Raw genomic sequence first — 19,701 nt, 5'->3', positions numbered from 1 at the left:
CGCGCCCGTGGCGGGGCGGGAAGGGAACCGGGAGCGGGGAAGCCGCGCGCATGGGCGCGACCGTCAGGCGGACGCGGATTCGGCGAGGGCCGCCGCGACGATTTCGTCGATCGACGCGTCGCGCGTGTCGAGCAGGCGATGCGCGCAGGCCCGGTACAGCGGATCGCGCGTCAGCTGCAACTCGGCCAGCACGGCGCGCGGATCGGGCACGTCAAGGAGCGGGCGCGCGGGATCGCGCCCGGTGCGCCGGTACAGCGCGTCGATGTCGCTGACCAGGTAGATCACGTGGCAGCGCGCCTTGAGGCGCGCGCGGGTGTCGTCGCGCAGCACCGCGCCGCCGCCGGTGGCGAGGATCAGCGTGTCGCGTTGCGACAGCGCGTCGATGACGCCGGCTTCGCGGGCGCGGAACGTCGGCAGCGGAAACAGCATGGCAAGCGGGGCGCCGAAGCGCTGCTCCATCTCCCGGTCGGAATCCGCGAACGGGCGGTCGAGTGCCGCCGCAAGCGCCGCGCCGATCGTCGTCTTGCCCGCACCGGGCATGCCGATCAACGCGATGCGCGGATGGTGCGCTGCCGTCACAGCCGGCTCCGCAGCGAATGCGTCCGGCGCGTCGCCGCCGTGATACGGCGCAGGCGCACCGTATTGGCGAGGCGGTCCAGGACGCCGGTCATCCTTGCGGGCGATACGGGCGCGGCACCGGGTTGCGCGAGCAGATCGCCCAGCGCGATGCCCCCGACCTGCACGTCGTTCGCAAGCAGCGCGTCGGTCAGCATGGCGACGCTCGTATCGATGCCGGCCCACGCATGGCCGAAATCGGCGAGCACGCGGCGCGAGGTCGCGGGTGCCGCGAGGCAGTCGCGCCAGGGCACGAGTACGCCGCCGACGGGCGCCGCGCCACGCGCGGTTTCCAGCAGCCGCCAGCCGCGCGCGGTGGCGCCGTTCCGCGTGCACCAGCGGCCATAGGCCGTCGCGGACGTATCGACGACCAACGCCGTCGGCAGCCGCAGTCTGCCGAGCCGGCGAAGCAGCGCGGCCCGCGCATCGTCGTCGACGTCCGGGGTGGCCACGCGCTGCACATGCGTCAGCAACTCCAGCTCGTCCTCGTAGTCCGCGCGCAATGCACGCAGCCATGCGCCGGTGTCTCGACGCAGCGACGGCGGCACGACCCCGAGCAGGACCAGCAGGCGATCGTCGTGGCCGTCGCAGATGGCCCGCACCCGGCGCGCGACGGCGGTATCGGCGGACGCGGCACTCATGTTGCGCTCGGCTCGGCAACGGCGCCGGCATCGACGCTCGGCGCGCGCGGGTAGGAACCGAGGATTCGCAGGTCGGCGGCGGTCGTCCTGATGTCGTCGAGGGCGGCACGGACATGCGCGTCGTCCTGGTGGCCGTCGATGTCGACGAAGAAGCGGTACGCCCATCCGGCGGCGCGGCCGGGGCGCGCGTCGAGCCACAGCACCGAGATCCGGTGCCGCGCCAATGCATCGAACACGCCTGCGAGCGCGCCGATCGTATCGTCGAGCTTCAGCAGGAGGCTGGTGCGGTCGTGGCCTGTCGGCTCCGCCGGCGGCCCGCCGAGGACGAGAAAGCGCGTGCGATTGCCGGGTTCGTCCTGGATCGCGTTCGCCACGATACGCAGTCCGTATCGATCGGCCGCCCGTTCGCCGGCGATCGCCGCGCAATCCGTCATGCTCGCTGCTTCGCGGGCGGCCGCGGCGTTGCTCGCGACAGGCACGCGGCGCAATTGCGGCGCATGCGCATCGAGCCACGCGCGGCACTGCGCCAGCGCCTGCTGATGGCCGAGCACGCAGTCGACGCCTTCGAGCGTGCCGGATGCGCTCAGCAGGCAGTGCGCGACCGGCAGCACGATCTCGCCGACCACCGGAGCGGTTGCGTCGGCCAGCAGGTCGATCGCGCGCGTCACCGTGCCTTCGGTCGAGTTCTCGATCGGCACCACCGCATGGTCGACGTTCGCGGCCGCCAGTGCGGCGAACGTCGCTTCGAGCGTGTCGCACGCATGTGGACGGATCGGGGCGCCGAAGTAGCGCTGCATCGCGGCCTCGGTAAAGGTGCCGGGCGGGCCGAGGAACGCGACCGACGGCACCTGCTGCAACTCGCGGCTGACGCGGAACAGCGTGTGCCAGATCGCCGCGACGTGGCGCGCCTGCAGCAGCCCGTGCGGCCGGGCGCACAGCCCCGCGACGATTTCCGTTTCCCGGGCCGGCTGGCGGATCGTCCGGCCGTCGAGCGCCTTGAACTGGCCGATCGCGGCGGCGTGCTGCATCCTGCGCGCGATCAGCGCGAGCAGTTCCTGGTCGATGGCATCGATCTGCGCGCGTTGCAGCGCGACCGGATCGTGAGCGGGCGAGGCGGTGGCGGTGAGGGTCATGACGGTACCGTGGAGGTAGCGAAAGAATGCGGGTGCCCGGTCAGTGCGCGGCGGCGTGCCGGCCGATGCGGGCGGACTCGTGACGCACGCGTTCGAGTGCGACGCCGTACTCGATCTCGAGCTGCGCGACGATCTGCTCGACGCTCAGCACCGTGTCCATCGAGCCCACGCCCTGGCCGGCGCCCCAGATGTCGCGCCACTGGCGCGCGCCGGATTCGGGCGAGAAATCGAGGCGCGCGTGCTCGCTGCGGGGCAGGTTGCGGACGTCCATGCCCGCGGCCTCGATGCTCTGGCGCAGATAGTTGCCGTGCACGCCGCTGAACGCATCGGTGTAGACGATGTCGGCGGCCGTGGCCTCGACGATCGTGTCCTTGTAGCGCTGCGCCACGTTGGCTTCGTGCGACGCGAGGAAGCGGGTGCCCATGTACGCGCAGTCGGCACCCAGTGCAAGCGCCGCCGCGATGGCCGCGCCGGTGGCGATCGCGCCGGACAACGCGATGAAGCCGTCATGCAGGCGGCGCACCTCCGACACCAGTGCGAACGGGGACAGAGTGCCGGCATGGCCGCCCGCTCCGGCCGCGACCAGGATCAGGCCGTCGACACCGGCCTCGAGCGCTTTTTCCGCGTGTCGTACGGTCGTGACGTCGTGCAGGACGACACCGCCGTAGGCGTGCACGGCTTCGACGATCTCGCGCGGCGGCGCGCGCAGGCTCGTGATCAGGATCGGCGTGCGCCGGTCGATGCAGATCCGCAAGTCCGCTTCGAGCCGCGTGTTGGTCTGATGGCAGATGTGATTGACCGCGTACGGCCCCACGCACGCATCCGGACGGGCGGCACGGTGCGCGGCGAGTTCCTCGTCGATGCGATCGATCCAGTCGCCGAGCTGCGCGCTCGGTCGTGCATTGAGCGCGGGAAAGGCGCCGACGATCCCGCTCTTGCACTGCGCCAGCACCATCTCGGGGTAGCTGGCGATCAGCATCGGCGATGCGATCAGCGGCAGGCGCAGGTCGTGCAGCGGCGTCGGGCGCATCGGGGTGTCTCCTCCAGTGGTGCTCATTGCGCGACCGGTGCACGGTCGCGGCGCTCGGCAAGCCGCTCGTGAAAACTGTCGCGACCGACCGCGCAGCGTGTATGGATGCCTTCGCCGACGACGCCGGCCGCATCGCGAACCGACACCTTGTAGGTCATCATCCGGCCTTCCACGGAGATCAGCTCGGCGTCCACCGTGACTTCCCAGTCGGGCGGCGTCGGAGCGAGATGCTTGATCTCGAAGTTGTAGCCGACCGTCATCAGGTCGGCGCCGAGCAGGTGATCGGTTGCCTGCATGCAGGTCTGCTCGATGAAGATGATCATGATCGGGCTGGCAAGCGCGTGCGCTTCGCCGCCCCATTGATCGGCAAGCGAAATCGTATCGACGCGGTGCGTGGCACGGGCACGGAGGCCGGGCTGGATGGTCAAGGCAGACTCCTTCGGGATGAGAAACGAAAAATCGAGCATTCAGGCCGCGTGCATGTGCGAGGCCGTCGCGCGTCGCTGCATCTGGCTGAAGATGTTGCGCGCGTGCATCTCTTCGGTGCCGCCCGCGGTTCCCATGGCGAGTGCGTCGGCAACGAATGTCGCGAGCGGGCCACGGCGATAACCGTCGCTGCCGTAGATCGCGAGCAGGTGCAGCGCGGCCTGGGTCAGGTCGCGGGCGCCGCCCAGTTTCGCAATCGAGCAACTGGCGAGCGCGGACGGGTCGCCCGCCCGCAACTGGTCGAGCGCGGCGAGTGCCATCCAGCGCGAGCGCTCCGCACCGACATGAATGTCGACGAGCCGCCGCTGGACATGCTGATGCTTGTCGAGCGTCACGCCGAGCGCGCCGCGTTCGCCGACATACGCGAGTGCGTCGTCGAGGAACGGCCCGACCACGTCCGCGCACAGCAGGCCGAACAATGCGCGGTTCATCGACGCGATGTCCATCAGCACGCGCAATCCGTCCTTGGGACTGCAAAGCAAATCGTCCGTGCCGACGGGAACACCGTCGAACGTCATGTCGCCGATCGGCAGATCGGCGACGCCCAGGGTTTCCTGGGGCGCGGTGCGCGTCACGCCGGCGCACTGCGGATCGAGAAGAACCAGCGCCGTACCGGGGCGACCGTCGTGCGTGGCGCTCGCGGCGACGAGGATCAGTGCCGCGTCCGGGGCGTGGCTGATGTTGTACTTGTGACCGTCGAGGCGGCCATCCTGGCCGTCCAGCGTGACGCGGCTCTGCAGTGCGCGGATTTCGGTGCCGGTGCCTTTTTCGGAAATGGCGGTCGCGGCCACCGCGCCGGACGTCAGGGCCGGCAGGAAACGGTCGCGCTGCGCCGGTGTGCCGTGGAGCAGCAGCGCGCGTATCACGGTCGCCTGATTCGCCAGCGCCATCGCGAAGCCGACGGATCTCGTCGCGGCCACGATCGCCTCGAATGCGGCGATGAACACGTTCAACGACGCGTCCGCGCCTGCGTCGCGGCCGGCGCCGAGCGTGCGCCACAGACCGGCTTCGGACAGCGCGCGCCAGGTTGCCCAGTCGAAGCCGCGGCGCGGCGACGGCGCGAAGTGACGCAGCGCGATGGCGCGGTAGGTGGCGGCAGCAGCGCGTTGATCGGGGGTGGCTTCGAAGTTCATGGTGTCCCTGAGGCGATGCGGATGCGGTACGGCCAATCTATCCAAAACCCCGGGGCGGAGAAACTGTCATTTTTCGCAATCGCTCATCGGCGATGACGGTGCGTTTGCGGACAACGCCGGCCCGCCACGCAAACAAAAATCGACAAATCGGAACAGATGGGCGCGGTGTTCCCGCCTACCATCCGGACGTGCTTCGCGCGTTCCCGCACCGCTGCGCGATCGGCAGATGCATCGCCTGCATTCCGCTGCACGTGACTCCCTCGCACCCTCGCACTTTCGCATCCTGACGAGCCGCCAACAGGCAAAGGATTCGCCATGTCCGCAAGATCATTCGCTTCATTCGTGCTGATGCTGCTGCTTGCGGCGTGCGGCGGCGACTCGGATTCGTCGGTGCCGGGCGGCCCGGTCGCGGCGGCTTCGGCGCGCGCTTCGCAAGCCGCCGCGTGGAAGCCGCTCGTGCCCGGCACGAGCTGGCAATGGCAGATCGACGGCAACCCGATCAACGAGACGGTGCTGGACGGCGTGAACAACGCCCGCAAGATGTACGACGTCGACATGGAGCTGACCGATGCCGGCACGATCCAGCGCCTGAAGGCGAAGGGCATCACCGTCGTGTGCTACATGGAGGTGGGCGGGCGGGAAGACACCCGTGGCGATGCCGGCCGGTTTCCCGACAGCGTGCTCGGTTACCCCGTCGAGGGATACGAGGATCACGAACGCTGGCTGGACATCCGTCAGACCGCGATCCTGATGCCCTTGATGCTGGCGCGTCTCGACATGGCGAAGAAAAAGGGCTGCGACGGCATCGAGCCGGACCTCGACGACAGCTATCGCCAGGAAACGGGGTTTCCGCTGACGCGCGACGACCAACTGCGGTACAACACGGCGCTGATCGCCGCCGCGCACGATCGCGGGATGTCGATGGGCCTGAAGAACGGCTCGGGTATCGCGGCCGCGATGGCGAAAGTGGCCGACTGGGCGCTCAACGAGCAATGCAACAGGTTCCACGAGTGCGGCGGTTACGCGAGCTTCATCGCATTGAACAAGGCCGTGTTCAACGTCGAGTACACACGACCGGACGGCATGACGCTCGCGGCGTTCTGCCCGGCGGACAACCAGGCCGGGTTCGACGGCATTCTGAAACTGTCGAGCGACACGCTTTCGGCGCTGCCGCGCGCGGCCTGCCGGTTCGAGTGAGCGGCAACGTTCCACGTACGCCACCATTGGCGTTGCTGTTCGATCAGGTCATGCCATATCGCGGATGGACGAGAAGCTGCCGGAGAGTTGGATACGTTTCGCGGTGCGAATCGTTCCGCGCGCTTTCTTGCAATCTGTGAGCGATGCCGCAGCGGCGCGTTGATGGAGGTCAAGCACGATGGTTCGGGCCGATCCGCACTCGATGGTGCGCGTTATACGGGCGCTTCGCCGGATTGATCGAGGCACGCCCCCTGTGCCGCACGCATCTTGCCCGAATCGTCCGATCGTCACGTATCGGGAATGCAGGCGGACGGGGCGCGGGCGGATCAGAACCGATCGAGCCGTGCGAGGATTTCGTCGGCGCGGCGCAGCAGCGTCTTGTCCTGTTCGGCCGTCGCCCTGACGGCGTGCAGTCTTGCACGCCAGTATGCGGGATCGCTGATCGACGTCTTCTTATGGAAGTCGCCCCGTGCCTGTTCGAGCAGTCGAATGGATCCTTCGATATGGGCGAGCTCGCGTTCGACTTCGTAGTACCGGTTCATGCATGGACCTCTTCAGGACGGTGATTCATGATGGATTCCGGCCGACCGCGACGCATTGATTTCATGCAAGCCGGATACGGCGTTCGGTCTCTCCGGAGAAAACCGGATGATGCGGAGTGCTACGTGGACGACGTGCGGCCGACATGCGACCGCGAGCGGGAGTCCGAGCGGCCGACGTGAAGATACGTACGCTACCGTGGCGTTCCGATCTGCTGACCAAAGGCTAAACGATCAAATTGACGTGTTCCTGACAGACACGCAAAGCGGATCTCCGGATGGCATCACGTCAGATGAATCGCCGGTAGTGAGGGGCGCGTGCGTGCACTTGCTGACCTGCGTCAAGACCGCTTGTGCTGCAAGAGCGAAGTTGAACGCTTGCGCGTGTCGCTTTCGATCGGGAACCGACATGCACCGTGCCGTCCGCGTCTTCACGTTCATGATACGGGCCTCCACCATGCCTTCCCTGTTTGCGCACACGTCGAATCCCCGGATCATCACGCCGCCCGTCGCGCCACACCGGAATCGTCCGGTCGACGCCGACGCCGACGGCGACCGGCTGCTGAGTCCCCACGAGATCGCGATCCTGATAGTGCTCGCCAGCGAGCCGCGATGCCAGCAGGGCGACCCCGCCGACCTTCGCCGTCTGGTCGATCGCGGCCTCGTGCGACTGGATGCCGCGTCGCTTGTGGAGGTTCCCGCGCGCTTGTCGGACGACGGCTGCCGGATCGTGTCGCGCTTCGCCGAGTGCGATCGCCCCGGCCGCGACGGCAACGCCGGCTTCACGGCCGCGCGCCGGACGGCAGCGGCCACGGCATTGCGCGGAACGCCGCACGGCGCACCGCGCTGACCTGCATCAATTTCCGGTTGCACGGCCGGATTTACCGTTGTTTTCACCGGATGCGAACGGGCGCGCATGGCGACGGGAACCGATCGCGTCACGCGCCGATGATCCGCTTCGCCCCGCCCGGGAGAACGAACATGAATGCTGCGATGCTCTGTACCCGCGATGTCGCGACGTGCCCCGCCCGGACGACCGTCGTCGAGGCAGCCGCCAGGATGCGTGACGCGCATGCCGGCGACCTGGTCGTCGTCCATGAACAGGAAGGACGATGCAAGCCGATCGGCATGGTGACCGACCGGGACATCGTGCTTGCCGTGGTCAGCCCCGGCGCGGAGGCCGACGCGCTGTTCGTCGGCGACATCATGTCCGCGCCCGTCGCCGTCGCGGATGTCGACGACGATGTCTGGCTGCTCGCGAAGCGGATGCGTCAGCACGGCGTGCGCCGGTTGCCGGTCGTCGGCGACGACGGCGAACTGGTCGGTATCGTCTCGCTCGACGACCTGCTTCGCGTGGCCGCGGCGCTGCTCGACGAATTGCGCCTCGTGGCGGCGCGTCAGCCGTATTTCGAGGAGAAGCAACGCGACTGATCCGGCGTGCACCGCGTTCCGCCGCGGCGTGCCTGCGGCGACCGCGCGTGCGGGCATGTCGCCGCGCGCCACCGGGTATCGGTGGCCGCGCGCGAAGCGGCGCTGGACGTTTCAGGCGGCGGCATGGCCCGTGTCGATCTGAAGCATTCGGACACGTTCATCTTCCGAACGCCGACCGCGCCCGCATCCGTCGGCGCGACCCGGGCCGGCTGCCGCGGGACGGTTGACGCAGGTCAACGCGACTGTCCCGCCCGCCCCTGAAGATGAACCGCCATCATCGGCCGGGAGGGGCACCGTGGAGCACCATGCGGAGGTATTGCGCGGCGGGCGCTGGACACTGCCCGCGCCGGGCTGGCGGGATCTCGCCGCGGTGCTGATCGTCATCGGGTTCCTGATGCTGGCCGGCGTCTCGGCGCACCAGATGGCAGGCCCGCTCGCCGTCGCGCATCCCCCGGCCATCTCGTTGTCCCCCGCGGCGCTGCCCGGTTATACGCTGCGTACGGTCTCGCGCATGTTCGCGGCATTGCTCGCATCGCTTGCCTTCACGTTCGTCTACGCGACCGCGGCGGCCAGGAGTCGGTCGGCCGAGCGGGTGCTGATTCCGTTGCTCGACGTGCTGCAGTCGGTGCCGATCCTCGGCTACCTGTCGTTCACGGTGCTGTTCTTCCTGTCGCTGTTTCCGGGGCGGATGCTGGGCGCCGAATGTGCGGCGATCTTCGCGATCTTCACGAGCCAGGCGTGGAACATGACGTTCAGCTTCTACCAGTCGCTGCGCACGGTGCCGCGCGATCTCGACGAGACAAGCCGCAGCTTCCGGCTGTCCGCATGGCAGCGCTTCTGGCGCCTCGAGGTGCCGTTCGCGATGCCCGGTCTCGTCTGGAACGCGATGATGTCGATGTCGGGCGGCTGGTTCTTCGTGGTCGCGTCGGAGGCGATCGCGGTCGGCGACCTGCACGTCGACCTGCCGGGCGTGGGCGCCTATGTCGCGCAGGCGATCGCGAACCGGGACCTGGCCGCGGTGGGCTGGGCGATCGTCGCGATGAGCGTCGCGATCGTCCTGTACGACCAGTTGCTGTTCAGGCCGCTGGTCGCGTGGTCGGAACGGTTCCGCCATGGCGATGCCGTGCCCGCGGTCGTGCCGCGCAGCTGGATGCTCGACCTGTTCCACCGGTCGCGATGGATGGCCCGTGCCGGCGGCCCGGTCGGCATGCTGTTGCGCCGCGCGGCGCGTGCGCGGCTGCCCGGGGCCGCATGGCCGTGGCGCGGCCGGATGGCGCTGCCGCGGCACGCGGGTGACGCGCTCTGGTTCGCGCTGTGCGCGGCGGGAGGCGGGTATGCGGCGGTTGTCCTGTTCCGGCTCGAACACGCGGCGCTGACCTGGACGGACCTGCGCGTCGTGGCGGGCGAAGGGGCGCTCACCTTCGTTCGCGTGACGGTGCTGGTCGTGATCGCGTCGGCGATCTGGGTGCCGATCGGCATTGCGATTGGTCTTCGACCGCGCGTGGCCGCCCGCATCCAGCCCATCACGCAGTTTCTCGCCGCGTTTCCGGCCAACCTGCTGTTTCCGGTCGCGGTGTTCGTCATCGTGCGCTACCGGCTCGCCCCCGATGTCTGGCTGCCGCTGTTGATGATCCTCGGCGCGCAATGGTATGTGCTGTTCAACGTGATCGCCGGAGCGAGCGCGTTTCCGGCCGACCTGAGCGAAGCGGCGGCATGCTTCCGGGTCCGGCCGGTGACCTGGTGGCGTCGCGTCATGTTGCCGGGTGTGCTGCCGTACTTCGTGACGGGCGCGATCACCGCGTCCGGCGGCGCATGGAATGCGAGCATCGTCGCGGAGGCGGTGAGCTGGGGCAGCACGCGCCTGAATGCCGGCGGACTGGGGGCCTATATCGCGCAGATGACCGGCGCCGGTGACTTTCCGCGTATCGCGCTCGGTGTCGCCGTCATGTCGCTGCTCGTGATCGCGACCAACCGGCTCGTGTGGCGCCCGATGTATGCGTTCGCCGAGCGCAGGACGCGGTTCGATTGAGTCCGGGCCCGATCCTTTATCCGCGGGAGACCGATGTGTCGAATCCCGGTGAATGCAAGGGAGCGTACGAGGCGGGCGCGGCCGCGCCGTCATCGGAGCAGGCGCCGGTCGTGCTCGAGATGCGCGGCGTATGCAAATCGTTCACGAAGCCGTCCGGCGAGCCGTTGCACGTGCTGGCCGATATCGACCTCACGCTCCGCGAGGGCGAGATACTGGGGCTGCTCGGCCGCTCCGGCTCGGGCAAGTCCACGCTGCTGCGGATCGCGGGCGGGCTCGTCGAGCCGTCGTCCGGCACGGTCGCATATCGCGGGGCGCCGCTTGCCGGCCCGACCGCCGGCATTGCGGTGGTGTTCCAGACCTTCGCGCTGTACCCGTGGCTGACCGTCGTCGAAAACGTCGAGCTCGGGCTCGATGCGCTGGGCCTTCCGCCACGCGACGTGCGCGAACGGGCGGCCGCCGCGATCGAGTTGATCGGGCTCGACGGTTTCGAATCGGCTTATCCGCGCGAACTGTCGGGCGGCATGCGTCAGCGGGTGGGGTTTGCCCGCGCGCTCGTCAGCGAACCCGTCCTGCTGTTGATGGACGAACCGTTCTCGGCACTCGACGTGCTGACCGCGGAAACGCTGCGCACCGATTTTCTCGACCTGTGGGACGCGCGCCAGTTGTCGACCCGGTCGGTGATGATGGTGACCCACAACATCGAGGAAGCCGTGCTCATGTGCGATCGCATCCTGGTGCTCGGTGCCGGCCCGGCGCGCATCGACGCCGCGCTGAACGTGCCGTTGCCGCGTCCGCGCAACCGGCACGACCCGGCCTTCCAGGCGATCGTCGGCAAGATCTACGCGACGCTGACTGCGCGCATCGCCGACGCGGCGGCGGCTCGCGCGGCGGCCGGCGGCACGCTGGCCATGGCGCTACCCGACGTGACGAGCCACCATCTCGCCGGGTTCGTCGAGACCCTGGCGGCCGCGCCGTACGACGGCCATGCGGAACTCGGCGCGATTGCCGCGGCGCTCGCGCTCCGGGTCGACGTGCTCCATGCGACCGCCGCGGCGCTCCATCTGCTCGCCTTTGCCGAGTGGCACGACCGCACCCTCCGGTTGAGCGCGGCGGGCCACGTGTTCGCGCACAGCGACGACGAGGCCCGGCGGCGTCTGTTTCGAGAGCATGTCGTCAAGTTCGTGCCGCTTGCCGCGCATATCGACGAAGTGCTGGACGAGCGCGCAGGGCATCGCGCGCCGCGTGAGCGCTTCGAACTGGAGCTCGAGGATCATCTCGATCCGCGCAGCGCGGAACAGGCGCTGCGCGTCGTGACGGACTGGGGCCGCTACGCGGGGCTGTTCGACTACGACGACCATACGCGCACCTTCGGCCGTTGATCATGCGGGGCGCGGCCGGCTGAAACGGAGCGTCGTGACATGGCGTCAAGTCATCCGGGCGGCGCGCTACGCGCGTAGCGCGGCGAATAACGGCGCCCAGAACGCGCGGCTCCCGTACGCCGCGACGTCGCACTCGGTTTCGAAGCGGATCGCGATCGCGGCCTCGGCTCCCGCCAGCGGCTCGGCATGCTCGACCTGCCGGGCCAGTACGGCCGTGTCGGCATCGGATGCATCGCGCCCGTGTGCGACCCGGGCCGCGACACGGGCGGCGAGCGTCGCCGGGCTCGCGGTGAAGTCGAGAATCGCGACGCGCACGCCGCGCTGCTCGGCGAGCGAAATGAAGGGTGCCCGGTTGCGCCGGAGCAGGAACGTCGCGTCGACGATTGCCGTATAGCCGCTGGCGAGGACCTCGCCGGCCTGTGCCCGCAGTCTGTCGTAGACCGCGTCGATCGCCGTCTCCGAATAAGCGGCGAGCGGCAGCCGGGTGTCCTCCGGTGCGCTGGCGAAGCGCTTGCGCTCGGCGTCGCTGGACAGCCGGATCGCGCCGAGCTGTTCCGCCAGCGCGCGGCTCGCCACCGATTTGCCGGAACCGGACATGCCATGGCAGAGCAGCAGCAACGGCCGCGCATCGCGGCGTGCCCGCGCCATGTCCGACGCAAGGCGCAGATAGCGGCCGCGCGTCGCCTCGTCGCCGCGCAGCCGCGCGGTCAGCGCACGCACCAGCGCACGATAGGCGAAGTAGCACGGCAGTACGGCCAGCGCCGCATGGTCGCCCGTACGTGCGAGCCATCCTGACAGGAGGCGGTGGGCGCAATCTGCCCGCCCGCGGGCGGCGTAGTCCATCCATGCAAACGCGAGATCGCTCGCCACGTCGATCCAGCGCAGTGCGTCGTTGAACTCGATGCAGTCGAACATCAGGATCCGGTTGCGCCAGCGGACGACGTTGTCGAGATGCAGATCCCCGTGGCAGGCGCGCACGAAGCCGTTCGCGTGCCGCTCGGCGAACTGCGGCGCGAGACGGGCCAGCTCGGCCTCATACCAGCGTCGCAGCGCGGCTTGAGCGGGCACCGTGACGTCGAGCGTGTCGCACAACGCCTGGCATTGGGCCACGACATTCGCCGCGCTGCCCGGGTAGCCGCTCGGCGCACGGCGCGGTGCGTGCAGATGATGGCGGGCCAGCGTCTGCGCAAATGCGTCCGCGTCCGCCAGCCCCGTGTCGTGCGATGCGCTGCGGACCGACAACATCGCTTGCGCGTCGAACCGGCGCATGCGCACCACATACTCGCCGGGCACCGCCGGCTGCCGGTGGCGGTGCGTGCCGGTTCGCACGGGCGGGCCGAACGTGCTGCCGCGGCCGCGCGCGACGATCGGCCAGACGCCCAGGTACAGCGGGCCGGCGAACGGCCGGTTGAGCGACCATTCCGCCAGCGCGCAGCGGCGGCGCTGCGCCGGGCGCACGAGATCGACGAACGCGAATCGCACGGGCTTGATGCGCTTGTACGCGTAGCGTCCCGCCAGATACACGACGGACAGGTGGGTTTCGATCCGTTCGATCCGGCCGGCGGGATGCGGATAGGTGGCAGGCCGACGCAACGCGCGATCGAATTGCAGGGTCTTTCGTCGTGCGGCTCCGCGGCTCGACGTGAACGGCAGGCGTGGTGCTCGGGACATGATGAACGGAACGATGGGCAGGGCGCTTGCATCGCGCCGTGCCCGCAGGTTGTAGTCGAACGGAAGCGGCGCGTTCCGTCTGCTCGATGTCGCGGGATCGGGCCGGCAGGCTCGGGGCACGCGTGCGACGAACCCTATTGCAGCCGACTGTCGCCCATGCCGGCTTGATGCGTGTCAAGCGCGTTGACCGTGCGCACCCGGACAGCCTGCCGTGGCCCGGCGCCGGCGCGGTAGCGGCGCAACGCCGCCCGCATGCACGTCGTCGGCACCGTTGCGGCGCGTGTGGTACGCACCGTGCCGGCGCGCGCTTGACGCAGGTCAACCGCATTCCCCATGGCGCCCCTACAGTCGATTCGGGCGATGCGGCACGTGACTGTGTACCGAATGCGGGATGTCGGTGCGTCACGCGACCGGGTTGGCGTCGAGCGGATTCATGCCGCCGGATGGCGAGCGGAACGCGATGCGTTGCGAGGCAGTGAAAATGAAACAACGGATGTGGGCCGTCGTCGTGTTGCTCGCGTTGGGTGCGTGCGCCGGTGCGGAGCGGAACGCGGCCTTCCGGTCGACGGAAACGCAACTGTTCGCGGCGCGCCAGGCCGCGGCGCTGCCGTGTTCGACACCGGCCGAATGCGATCGCGCCTGGCGCGTTGCGCGCCGCTACGTCGAAGGGCATTCGTCGACCCGGATCACCCGGGCCGATGCAGACACGATCGAGACGGCGCCGCCGTTCCTGGCCGGCGAAGTCTATGTGTGGGCATCGCGCACCGCATCGGGCGGCGGCGCGGCGGTGATCCGGCTCAAGGCGATGTGCAAGGGCATGTACGACAGCGATGGCGGCCCGGGATGGCGGTACGACGCATGCGCGACGTAGATCCTCGACATCGAGCGAGGTTTCCGGGCCGACGTGAACCCGGCGCGTTCCCCCGACGCACCGAAGCCGGTCGTGCCGCGCTGATCCGGCGTCTCGTGCCCGCGCGCCTCCGCGTGATTCCGAACCGTTGACCTCCGTCAACGCCCGCGCCCGGCGAACGCCGATGATGACACCCATCCGCACGCCGCCGGCGCGTCGGTTCATCCAGCGAGGTCGGTATGTACACGAACATCATGGTCGCCGTGGACGGCAGTCCTTCATCGAAACTGGCGCTCGACGAAGGTCTGAAGGTGGCGCGATCGTACGGCGCGCGCCTGTTCGCCGTTTTCGTCGTCGACCGCTCGCTTCTGGTGACGTACGCCGGACGAATGGATCCGGACGCGCTGCTCGACGAGGTTCGGCGCGATGGCGCGGCGGTGCTGCGCAGCGCGGAACGGGCGATCTCGCACGCGGCGGTCAACGGCGACACGGAAATCGTCGAGACCGAGCCTGGCCAGAATGTCGCCGAACGGCTGCAACGGTACGTCGCCGAGCATTCGATCGATCTGGCCGTGATCGGTACGCACGGCCGCCGCGGCGTCCGGCGGTTGTTTCTCGGCAGCGTCGCGGAGCGTTTCCTGCGCGGATCGAGTTGCCCGGTCCTGCTCGTACGCGCCGGCGATGCCGCCCCGGCCGCGGCGGCAGCCTAGCGTCGTCGCACGCGGCGCCTCGCGGCGTGGCGCGGGCCGCACGCGGCGCACCGCCAACCCCGCGCCCACCCATGCGCAACCTGCACAGGTGACCATCATGCAGATCTCCTTTCCTTGCGAACATCCGACGTATTGCGGCCAGGATCCCGCGCTGGCGTTTCCCGCGCTGGTCGAAGGCCGCCGTGTGCACTGCGCGGTCACCGCGGAGGCACTGGAGGATCACTTCCGCGCGGCGTCGCCGCGTGAACAGGATCTCGTGGAGGCATTTGCCCGTCATCGACCCGCGATCGAGCGCGCCGCGCGCTGCCTGCTCGAGGAGATGGGCGGCCGGCCGATCCTGCTCCACAGCGGCTATTTCCGGTTCTGCACCTGAGCGTCCGCTCCCGTTGATGCGGGTCAAGCCCATGCCGATGCGGGCAGTTACGCTGGAATCCTGATGATCGTTCGTCCGTTGCCCGGCACACGGTGCCGCGCCAATCCGATCTTCGTCATGGCTTCGCGCGGGCGGGACGAAAGCGCGGGCCGCATGTCAATCGTTCGAGGAGTACGAACCATGAGCAATGTCACACGGTACGATCCGTTTTCGATCGAACCCGTCGCCGACCTGTTTCAGGGCCTGTTCAGGCCGCTGCGCGGGATGACGCTGGCGGACGGGCCCGATCTTGCATCGATGAAGATCGACGTGACGGAAAGCGACGATGCGTACAAGGTCAACGCGGAACTGCCGGGCGTCGCCAAGGACGACATCGATGTCCAGGTGACGGGCAGTACCGTATCGATCAACGCGAAAATCCAGCGCAACAGCGAGCAGAAGGAAGGCGAGCGCGTGATCCGGCGCGAGCGTTATAGCGGCGCGGTCAGCCGCTCGTTCTCGCTGTCGGGTGAAATCGACGACGCGAAGGCAACGGCGACGTATCAGGACGGCGTGCTGTCGCTGACGCTGCCGAAGAAGGCGCCGGTCGCGCAGAAAAAGCTGACGATCGGCTGATCGGGCGGCAGGTCGCGGGTGACGCCGGCATGCGTTGCCCGACAGGAGGGAACGGCGCGCGGAGCGATCCGCGCGCCGTTTCGTTGAAGCGGGCGCCGCGGCGCTCACGCATTCGATGCCGCGCCGCCTGCGCGGTAGCCGACCGTCTGCGCGAGGATCGGCAGCTCGTCCTCGTTCAGCCGCAGCGCGTCCGCCAGCACGCGATGGTTGATCCAGCCGCGCACGACCGTGCCGAGGCCGGCGGCCGCGCAGTAGAGCGACACGTTCTGCGCGATGGCGCCGGCCGCGATCGCCGAGAACACGTCGCGCTGCTGCGGCGGCATGTCGAGGATCGCGGCGGTCCGCACGACGTAGACGAGATCCAGCGGCGCGCGCCCGACGAAGTCCTGGTAACCCGTCAGGTTGCGGGCGTCCACGGCATGCTTCAGCACGAGCCGATGCGCGGGCGCGTCGTAGCGATAGACGCCGTACGGCAGCGCGACGTACACGTCGATTTCGTTGAACGCATGCGCGGACGGCGCCGTGCGGCCGCCGGCCGCCGGCCGGTTGACGCCGTCCGCGGCCCACAGCATCGCGCCGAGCGTCGCGGGCGGCAGCGGCGTGGCGGCGAATTCGCGGGAACTCATTCTTGCCGCGAGTGCGGTCATCAATGGCGGGCCGCCGTCGAGGTCCGGGTGCGGCAGGTCGATGAGGGGCGGGGATTCGCCCTGCGGCGATACCGGCCCTGCCGGTGGTGTCGGCGAATAGGCCAACAGTTGCTGTTCCGTCATGTGAGTCTCCTTGGAGCATCGCCGTGCGTGCCCGGGACGTCGCGCATCGGTGATCTCACGATAAGGCGGCCGGGCCGCGCCGGCTTGACCTCCGTCAAGCGGCGCACCGGCAGGCCGCGATGCGCGTCGAGCGGCGTCCGTTGACCTGCATCAGCGATCCCCGGCCGTGCATGTGCAAATCTGGACGTATGCGGCGAACAGGCACGCCGCGGCTCACAGGAGTGCAGGCGATGAAAACCGACAAGGAACTGAAGCAGGACGTCCAGGACGAACTCGAGTCCGACCCGGCGATCGACGCGACACGTATCGGTGTCGAGGTCGTCAACCGGATCGTGACGCTCTCGGGTCACCCGCCGAGCTATGCGGAGAAACTCGCGATCGAGCGGGCGGCGAACCGCGTGGCCGGCGTCAAGGCGCTCGTCGTCGACATGACCGTGCATCTGCCGGACGACGACGTCCGCACCGACGAGGACATCGCGAACGCCGTGCGCTCGGTTCTGCACTGGACGGTCGGTCTGCACGACGACACGGTCAAGGTGCAGGTCGAACACGGCTGGATCACGCTGTCCGGCAGGGTCGACTGGGCGTACCAGAGCCATATGGCCGTGCGAGCGATCTCGCAGATGCGCAGCGTGACCGGCGTGACCGACCACATCGCGGTGCAGGGGGCGGTCGGGGCGGCCGACATCGGCGGCAGCATCAAGCGCGCGATCATGCGCCACGCGGAGCGCGAGGCGAAGCACATCGCGATCGAGGTGCGCGACGGCACCGTGCGGCTGTCCGGCAAGGTCGGTTCGTTCTCCGAGCGCAAGGCCGTGCGCGGTGCCGCGTGGTCGGCGCGCGGCGTGCGTGCGGTGGTCGACGACCTGGTCGTCGAGTAAGCGCGGTACCGGGCAACCGGATGGGCAGTCCGCGCAGTTGAAGGAGGGAAGCCGGATGACACTGTCAGGCGAGGTACACGACGCGGACTGGTCGGTGACGATCCAGACGATTGCCGCCGAGACGGGCGGCTATCGTTGCAGGATCCACGTGACGTTCGCGTCGCCGGATGGCGCATGCGAGCGCACGTTCGCGCACAGCCGGACCCACGATACCGAGCGCGAAGCCGCGATCGACGGACTGCGCGCCGGGATGACCTGGGTCGAGATGAGGAAATCGAACACGTTCACGGTCTGACGCCACGGCGCACGTGCGCGTGTCTCCCGTGCATCGACGTTTCGTTCGTCATCCGATGCAACGAGCGCCGAATCGCACGGGTATCGGTGTGCCTATCCGTCGGCCCGGTCACGGCCGGCAGGCGGCGGCGCGAGGCGCGCAGCCGGTTCGTCGTCGCGCGGATGTTCGCGTTGCCGCCGGACATGATGCGCGACGGCGTCGGTCACGGTCGGGAAAAAGCTGGCGGGACCGAACGCGTCGAACAGCCCGTAGGCGCGCAGGCGATCCTTCACCGGCCCCTTCATTTCGGCGAAATCCAGTGCGATGGTCTGCGCGCGGAGTTCCTCGCAAAGCGCCACGAGCCGGTCGGCGGCGCTGACGTCGATATCCGTGACGGGCTCGGCCGCGATGACGATGCGCGTGACCGGAGACGCCGACGATACGATGGCCGCGTGCAGATGCTCGCAGAAGATCTCGACATTCGCGTAGAAGAGCGGCGCATCCCAGCGGAACAGCAGGAGCCCCGGCGTCTGCACGGCGTCCGGATGGCGCGCGATGTCGTGATAACCGCGCACGCCGGCCAGCCGGCCCAGCACCGCATCGTACGGATGCCAGGCTCGCCACACGAACGACAGCAGCGACAGCGCGCTGGCGAGCAGGATGCCGGGCACGACGCCGATGCCGATCACGCCGGCAAAGCACAGCACCGCAATCAGGCATTCGCCGCGACGCATCCGGTACAGCCGGACGACGCTGCGGACGTCCGCGATGCCGAACGCCGCGTACATCACGACGGCGGCCAGCGCCGCGCGCGGGACGCCGGTCAGCAGCGTCGGCGCGGCAACGAGCAGGATCGCGATGCACGCCGCCGCGACGAGGTTCGTGACCTGGCTCTGCGCGCCCGCGGCAATCGCGACGGGCGTGCGCGATGCGCTGCTGCTGACCGCGCAGCCCTGCATCATGCCGGCCAGCAGATTGGCGGCGCCCAGTGCGACCAGTTCCTGGTTGCGATCCGGCGTTTCGCCCGAACGCGCCGACAGGGCGCGCGACAGCATGCTGATGTCGGCGAACGACACCAGCGCGACGGCGACGGCGCCGGACGCGAGCGCGCCCAGGTCGGCGACGGAGACGACCGGCAGGTGCGGCACGGGCGCGCCTGCCGGCAACGTGCCGACCGTCGCGATGCCGTGCAGCGGCCACACGTGCGCGACCACGGTCGCCGCCAGCACCGCGATCAATACGCCGGGTGCGCGTGGCATCACCCGTTTCATCAGGAAAATGGTGGCGAGCGCACCGCTGCCCAGCAGCGCGGCATCGGTGGAGAACCGGCCTTCGGCGAGCGCGTGCACGATGGGCGGCACGCTGGAGAACACGTCGCCGCCCGCCGCGGGCATGCCGAGCAGTTCCGGCAACCGGCCGATCGCGAGCGCAATCGCGATACCGTTCAGGTAGCCGTACTGGATCGGACGTGACAGCAGGTCGGTGACGAAGCCGAGGCGCAGCGTGCCGAGCAGGATGCAGATCGTGCCGGCCGCCAGCGCCAGCGCGCCGGCCAGCGCGATGGCGCGCTGCGGGTCATGGTCGGCGAGCGGGGCGATCGCGCCGGCGATCAGCGCGGCCAGCGCCGAATCGGGGCCGAGGACGAGGATCCGGCTCGGGCCGAGCAGCGCATACGCGAGCAACGCGGCGATCGACGCATGGAGGCCCGTGACGGCGGGCAGGCCGGCCGCCTGTGCATAGCTCATGCCGACGGGTACCAGCACGGCCGACAGCGCGAGGCCCGCATACAGGTCGCGCGACAGCCATGCGCGCCGGTAGTGCGCGAGCAGTGCGATGCCCGGAAACAGGTGGGCGACGTGGTCGGAAAGGTGCCGGTTCATCGCGGCTTCATCCCGGAGACGTCCGGGCGAACGGGATGGACGGCGTCGGCAGGCGCGTGGCGAC

General features: G+C 69.2%; 21 protein-coding genes. 11 read left to right on the top strand and 10 right to left on the bottom strand.

Going from position 1 to position 19,701, the window contains the following annotated elements:
• Nucleotides 1–63 precede the first annotated feature (63 nt).
• Genes VK92_RS10355 through VK92_RS10330 form a run of 6 tightly spaced genes read right to left on the bottom strand, consistent with a single transcriptional unit; the run spans nucleotide 64 to nucleotide 5,038 of the window.
• Nucleotides 64–579, bottom strand: a complete 516-nt coding sequence (locus VK92_RS10355; RefSeq protein WP_423064345.1) for a shikimate kinase — start codon at nucleotides 577–579, stop codon at nucleotides 64–66.
• Nucleotides 576–1,256, bottom strand: coding sequence for a hypothetical protein (locus VK92_RS10350; protein WP_048027802.1), 681 nt, complete (start codon nucleotides 1,254–1,256; stop codon nucleotides 576–578). The genes VK92_RS10355 and VK92_RS10350 overlap by 4 nt, the downstream gene beginning before the upstream one ends.
• On the bottom strand, nucleotides 1,253–2,389 hold the full coding sequence (gene pheA, locus VK92_RS10345; RefSeq protein ID WP_048027801.1) for a prephenate dehydratase: 1,137 nt from the start codon (nucleotides 2,387–2,389) through the stop codon (nucleotides 1,253–1,255). The genes VK92_RS10350 and pheA overlap by 4 nt, the downstream gene beginning before the upstream one ends.
• Nucleotides 2,390–2,429: 40 nt before the next feature.
• On the bottom strand, nucleotides 2,430–3,419 hold the full coding sequence (locus VK92_RS10340; protein WP_021159353.1) for an NAD(P)H-dependent flavin oxidoreductase: 990 nt from the start codon (nucleotides 3,417–3,419) through the stop codon (nucleotides 2,430–2,432).
• A 23-nt stretch (nucleotides 3,420–3,442) separates the two neighbouring features.
• The gene (locus VK92_RS10335; protein WP_042974961.1) at nucleotides 3,443–3,847 is read right to left on the bottom strand and encodes a thioesterase family protein; all 405 of its coding nucleotides are present in this window, start codon (nucleotides 3,845–3,847) and stop codon (nucleotides 3,443–3,445) included.
• Between the two features lie 39 nt (nucleotides 3,848–3,886).
• Entirely contained in the window at nucleotides 3,887–5,038 is a 1,152-nt protein-coding gene (locus VK92_RS10330) for an acyl-CoA dehydrogenase family protein (protein WP_048027799.1), read from the bottom strand.
• Nucleotides 5,039–5,353: 315 nt separating this feature from the next.
• Between VK92_RS10330 and VK92_RS10325 the strand changes: the two genes are divergently transcribed.
• The gene (locus VK92_RS10325) at nucleotides 5,354–6,235 is read left to right on the top strand and encodes an endo alpha-1,4 polygalactosaminidase (protein ID WP_059554926.1); all 882 of its coding nucleotides are present in this window, start codon (nucleotides 5,354–5,356) and stop codon (nucleotides 6,233–6,235) included.
• A 326-nt stretch (nucleotides 6,236–6,561) separates the two neighbouring features.
• On the opposite strand, the gene VK92_RS10320 is transcribed toward VK92_RS10325, so the two are convergent.
• On the bottom strand, nucleotides 6,562–6,777 hold the full coding sequence (locus VK92_RS10320; RefSeq protein ID WP_048027797.1) for a hypothetical protein: 216 nt from the start codon (nucleotides 6,775–6,777) through the stop codon (nucleotides 6,562–6,564).
• A 406-nt stretch (nucleotides 6,778–7,183) separates the two neighbouring features.
• On the opposite strand from VK92_RS10320, the gene VK92_RS42420 reads away from it, so the two are divergent.
• From VK92_RS42420 to VK92_RS10300, 4 genes are all read left to right on the top strand, one after another.
• Complete coding sequence (locus VK92_RS42420) at nucleotides 7,184–7,624, top strand: hypothetical protein (RefSeq protein ID WP_197094486.1); 441 nt, start codon at nucleotides 7,184–7,186, stop codon at nucleotides 7,622–7,624.
• 131 nt (nucleotides 7,625–7,755) lie between these two features.
• Entirely contained in the window at nucleotides 7,756–8,205 is a 450-nt protein-coding gene (locus VK92_RS10310) for a CBS domain-containing protein (RefSeq protein WP_048027796.1), read from the top strand.
• 295 nt (nucleotides 8,206–8,500) lie between these two features.
• On the top strand, nucleotides 8,501–10,234 hold the full coding sequence (locus VK92_RS10305; protein ID WP_048027794.1) for an ABC transporter permease: 1,734 nt from the start codon (nucleotides 8,501–8,503) through the stop codon (nucleotides 10,232–10,234).
• Between the two features lie 35 nt (nucleotides 10,235–10,269).
• The gene (locus VK92_RS10300) at nucleotides 10,270–11,613 is read left to right on the top strand and encodes an ABC transporter ATP-binding protein (RefSeq protein ID WP_423064344.1); all 1,344 of its coding nucleotides are present in this window, start codon (nucleotides 10,270–10,272) and stop codon (nucleotides 11,611–11,613) included.
• Between the two features lie 66 nt (nucleotides 11,614–11,679).
• On the opposite strand, the gene VK92_RS10295 is transcribed toward VK92_RS10300, so the two are convergent.
• A complete protein-coding gene (locus VK92_RS10295; protein WP_048027793.1) occupies nucleotides 11,680–13,284 on the bottom strand; it encodes a bifunctional aminoglycoside phosphotransferase/ATP-binding protein in 1,605 nt (534 codons plus the stop codon).
• A 481-nt stretch (nucleotides 13,285–13,765) separates the two neighbouring features.
• On the opposite strand from VK92_RS10295, the gene VK92_RS10285 reads away from it, so the two are divergent.
• The 4 genes from VK92_RS10285 to VK92_RS10270 all read left to right on the top strand — a co-directional run bounded on the left by VK92_RS10285 (nucleotide 13,766) and on the right by VK92_RS10270 (nucleotide 15,832).
• Nucleotides 13,766–14,155, top strand: a complete 390-nt coding sequence (locus VK92_RS10285; protein WP_048027914.1) for a hypothetical protein — start codon at nucleotides 13,766–13,768, stop codon at nucleotides 14,153–14,155.
• 218 nt (nucleotides 14,156–14,373) lie between these two features.
• The gene (locus tag VK92_RS10280) at nucleotides 14,374–14,844 is read left to right on the top strand and encodes a universal stress protein (RefSeq protein WP_048027790.1); all 471 of its coding nucleotides are present in this window, start codon (nucleotides 14,374–14,376) and stop codon (nucleotides 14,842–14,844) included.
• 97 nt (nucleotides 14,845–14,941) lie between these two features.
• On the top strand, nucleotides 14,942–15,217 hold the full coding sequence (locus tag VK92_RS10275; protein WP_048027912.1) for a DUF1488 domain-containing protein: 276 nt from the start codon (nucleotides 14,942–14,944) through the stop codon (nucleotides 15,215–15,217).
• 180 nt (nucleotides 15,218–15,397) lie between these two features.
• Nucleotides 15,398–15,832, top strand: a complete 435-nt coding sequence (locus VK92_RS10270; protein ID WP_048027788.1) for an Hsp20/alpha crystallin family protein — start codon at nucleotides 15,398–15,400, stop codon at nucleotides 15,830–15,832.
• A gap of 104 nt (nucleotides 15,833–15,936) precedes the next feature.
• Here VK92_RS10270 and VK92_RS10265 read toward each other — a convergent pair whose 3' ends face one another.
• Nucleotides 15,937–16,602, bottom strand: a complete 666-nt coding sequence (locus tag VK92_RS10265) for a nitroreductase family protein (RefSeq protein WP_021159368.1) — start codon at nucleotides 16,600–16,602, stop codon at nucleotides 15,937–15,939.
• A 230-nt stretch (nucleotides 16,603–16,832) separates the two neighbouring features.
• On the opposite strand from VK92_RS10265, the gene VK92_RS10260 reads away from it, so the two are divergent.
• Together VK92_RS10260 and VK92_RS10255 are read left to right on the top strand one after the other, a co-directional pair.
• Nucleotides 16,833–17,483, top strand: a complete 651-nt coding sequence (locus VK92_RS10260; protein WP_042974973.1) for a BON domain-containing protein — start codon at nucleotides 16,833–16,835, stop codon at nucleotides 17,481–17,483.
• Nucleotides 17,484–17,538: 55 nt separating this feature from the next.
• On the top strand, nucleotides 17,539–17,778 hold the full coding sequence (locus tag VK92_RS10255; RefSeq protein WP_021159369.1) for a hypothetical protein: 240 nt from the start codon (nucleotides 17,539–17,541) through the stop codon (nucleotides 17,776–17,778).
• Nucleotides 17,779–17,870: 92 nt separating this feature from the next.
• On the opposite strand, the gene VK92_RS10250 is transcribed toward VK92_RS10255, so the two are convergent.
• Nucleotides 17,871–19,637 (bottom strand): SulP family inorganic anion transporter, encoded by a 1,767-nt coding sequence (locus VK92_RS10250; RefSeq protein ID WP_082163774.1) that lies wholly within the window; start codon nucleotides 19,635–19,637, stop codon nucleotides 17,871–17,873.
• Nucleotides 19,638–19,701: the final 64 nt, after the last annotated feature.

It is taken from the genome of Burkholderia sp. LK4 (assembly GCF_001043615.1).
GTDB classification, from domain to species: Bacteria; Pseudomonadota; Gammaproteobacteria; order Burkholderiales; family Burkholderiaceae; genus Burkholderia; species Burkholderia cepacia.
Note: the sequence above shows the minus strand (reverse complement) of the source record. Positions and strands in the feature narration are given on the sequence as shown.